Annotated in this window: 4 protein-coding genes; 3 read left to right on the top strand and 1 reads right to left on the bottom strand. The window is 64.3% G+C overall.

Annotation, left to right across the window (positions count from 1 at the left end):
• Together EOA33_RS30365 and EOA33_RS30360 are read left to right on the top strand one after the other, a co-directional pair.
• A partial coding sequence (locus EOA33_RS30365) for an ATP-binding protein (protein ID WP_245482477.1) occupies window positions 1-635 on the top strand: 635 nt, incomplete at its 5' end.
• 96 nt (window positions 636-731) lie between these two features.
• Complete coding sequence (locus EOA33_RS30360; RefSeq protein WP_126058647.1) at window positions 732-1,112, top strand: YciI family protein; 381 nt, start codon at window positions 732-734, stop codon at window positions 1,110-1,112.
• A gap of 42 nt (window positions 1,113-1,154) precedes the next feature.
• On the opposite strand, the gene EOA33_RS30355 is transcribed toward EOA33_RS30360, so the two are convergent.
• Window positions 1,155-1,391, bottom strand: a complete 237-nt coding sequence (locus EOA33_RS30355; protein WP_126058646.1) for a hypothetical protein — start codon at window positions 1,389-1,391, stop codon at window positions 1,155-1,157.
• A gap of 224 nt (window positions 1,392-1,615) precedes the next feature.
• On the opposite strand from EOA33_RS30355, the gene EOA33_RS30350 reads away from it, so the two are divergent.
• On the top strand, window positions 1,616-2,958 hold a 1,343-nt coding region (locus EOA33_RS30350), incomplete at its 3' end, for a BTAD domain-containing putative transcriptional regulator (RefSeq protein WP_127407323.1).

The raw sequence follows: 2,958 nt of genomic DNA, 5'->3' as shown, positions 1-2,958 counted from the left end.
ACTATGTCGAGGACCGCGAGCATCTTGCGGCGGCCCTCGCTCACGATCTGCGCACGCCGTTGACCAGGATGCGGCTGCGCCTCGAACTGCTGCGCAAATCGCCGGCGCGCGAAGCGCTCGCCCACGACCTTGCCGACATCGAGAGCATAGCAAGCTCGGTCATCGACTTCGCCAAGTTCGAAGTGACCGAGGAAAAGGCCGAACGCATCGATTTCTGGTCACTGGTGGAATCGATCGCCGACGGTTTCGAGGAGGTTTCGTTCGACAATGACGGCAATCGGCCACGGGGCCTGATCTGTGTCGCCCGGCCGGTGGCGCTGAAACGCTGCGTCACCAACCTGGTCCAGAACGCCGTGATCTATGGCAAGAAGGCGCATCTCAGCCTGGAGCGGTCAGAGCACACGGTCACGCTCGCCATCCGCGACGAAGGGCCAGGCATCCCGCAGGCCCAGCTCGGCGCGGTGTTCGGCTCATTTGTCCGCATCGAGCAGTCGCGCAACCGCCAGACCGGCGGCCTTGGCCTTGGCCTGACCATTGCCCGCAACATCGCGCGCGCCGCCGGTGGCGAAATCAGCCTCTCCAACAATCCCGAAGGCGGCCTGCTGACACAGTTGCGACTGCCGCTGGCAGGTTGAGTCAGGAAGTGGGCGGCCAGATCGGCGGCGGGACTGGATCACTCACGCCATCCTTGTGATAGTGCGGCCCGCTCCAGCATGAGGAAAACCACACCCATGTTCTACGCCATCCTGGCCTACCACGTCGAACAAACCGTCCAGTCCTGGACGCCCGAAGAGGATGCGGCGCTGATGGACAACCTGCTCGAGATCAACGACAGGCTGACGCGCGAGGGCAAGCTTGGCCCAGCGGCAAGGCTGGGCGCGACCGCCGACGCCGTCACGCTGCGCGGTCCGGGTGACGGCATGGTGATCGACGGTCCCTTTGCCGAGACAAAGGAACAATTGCTGGGGCTTTACGTGCTCGATTGCACCAGCCAGGACGAGGCGATTGCCACGGCGCGCGACCTCAAGCGCGTCAATCCCACCGCTGTCTACGAGATCCGGCCGGTCATGCTTTATCTGCCTGGCGCGCCGCTTCCCGGCAGCGCGGGATGAGAAGAGCCTGCAAGGCAATCCAGAAGTGCGCCTGGGCAAGGGTCACCGCAGCGGACTGCACCCGGCGATGCGGCCGCGGGCCACGACATCAGCGGGAGCTTCATCGGCCGGATAGCCGAAGTCCTTCAGTTCAGACATCGAGAGACCGGCCAAAGCCCTGCGTTGCATCGAATCCTGATACCGGCGCCGAAGCCCGGCGAAGACAGTCGCGACACGGGCAGCGAGCTTGCCGGCAAAACGGGAGGTCGGCTGGATGGTCCTGAGGCTGATGTAGGTCATTGTAATTCTCCCTCGTTCGAACTCACGAGGGCAATGTCCCGCCGGCGCGCTTTGCTAATGTTCATGCAGGCGTGAAACCGCAGGAAAAACCACGGATGGAAGCGCTAAATCGTCGTTAAGTCGACGGCGGGACGTGATATTCTATCCGAGGCTGTTTCTCGGGGGTCGGGGTGCACATCCGATTGCTTGGCGACATCGAGGTTGCTTCTGCAGGAGGGCAACCTTTGCATTTCGCGACGCGCAAGACGTCGCTGCTGTTTGCCGCGCTCGTTTTGGCTGGCCCCAAAGGCCTTCGCCGCGAGAGGGTGGCGGCGATGCTGTGGGCCGGCAGCGGCGAGCAGCAGGCGCGAAATAGCCTGCGCCAGGCCCTGGTCGACATCAGGCGGCTGTTTCCGTCCACCGGCGACGAGGCCATTCGCCTGGAAGGCAATGCCGACACCATCTGGCTGGCGGCGAATGCCGATGAAGCCGACATCTGGATTTTTGACCAGAAGATCCAGGCCGATGACGGTGAAAGTCTCGCGACTGCGGCCGACTTCTACCGGGGCGACCTGCTCGACGGGGTGTCATTGCCGCATGAGATCGACGAATGGCTTGCGCCGTTTCGGGCGAACTACACCCGCAAGGCGCTGGACCTGGCCGAGCGGCTGAGCCTCTTGCCGGAACTGGGTTCGCGCCAGGAACAGGCCTGTGAAAGCCTTGCCGAAAGGCTGGTGAGTCTCGACCCATGCGCCGAGCAGGCCCACCGCGCCCTGATCCGCATCTTCCGCCGCCGTGGCAGGACCAATGACGCCTTCCGCCAGTTCCTGGCCTGCAAGGAAGCGTTGAAGCGCGAGCTCAGCGTCGAGCCCGAAGAGGCAACGCGGGCGCTGGTCGAACGCATCGAAGCGCCGCCGGAGCATCTGAAGGAACCCATAGCCGAAGGCGGCCTGCCTACCCGCCCGGAAGCGAAGGCGGAGCCGCTGCGCCCTACCGTTTCCATGCCGGAAAAGCCGTCGATCGCGGTCCTCCCGTTCCAGAACATGAGCGGCGACGCCGAGCAGGATTATTTCACCGACGGCGTGGTTGAGGAGATCACGACCGCGCTATCGCATGTGAGCTGGCTGTTCGTGATCGCGCGGAATTCCGCCTTCGCCTACAAGGGTCACGCGGTCGACGTCACGCGCGTAGCGCGGGAACTCGGTGTGCGCTACGTGCTGGAGGGCAGCGTCCGCAAGGCCGGCAGTCGGCTGCGCGTGGCCGGCCAACTCATCGAGGCGGCGTCGGGGGTGAATCTCTGGGCCGACCGCTTCGAAGGCGGTGTCTCGGAGGTGTTCGAACTGCAAGACCTCGTCGCCTCCAGTGTCATCGGTGCGATCTCGCCCAGGCTCGAACAGGCCGAGATGGCGCGTGCCAAGCGCAAACCCACCGAAAGTCTCGACGCTTACGATCACTATCTGCGCGGCATGGCGAGCCTTTACCGCTGGACGAGGGAGGGGCTGGAGGCGGCGCTGCCGCAGTTCTACAAGGCCATTGAGCTCGACCCCGATTTTGCGGCCGCTGAGGGCGCTGCCGCCTGGTGCTATTT

This window comes from Mesorhizobium sp. M4A.F.Ca.ET.050.02.1.1 (genome assembly GCF_003997725.1).
GTDB lineage: Bacteria > Pseudomonadota > Alphaproteobacteria > Rhizobiales > Rhizobiaceae > Mesorhizobium.
Note: the sequence above shows the minus strand (reverse complement) of the source record. Positions and strands in the feature narration are given on the sequence as shown.

Bases quoted from the DNA above. Each gene is read 5' to 3' on its own strand.
- EOA33_RS30355 (WP_126058646.1), bottom strand. From the start codon at position 1,391: ATGACCTACATCAGCCTCAGGACCATCCAGCCGACCTCCCGTTTTGCC.
- EOA33_RS30360 (WP_126058647.1), top strand. From the start codon at position 732: ATGTTCTACGCCATCCTGGCCTACCACGTCGAACAAACCGTCCAGTCC.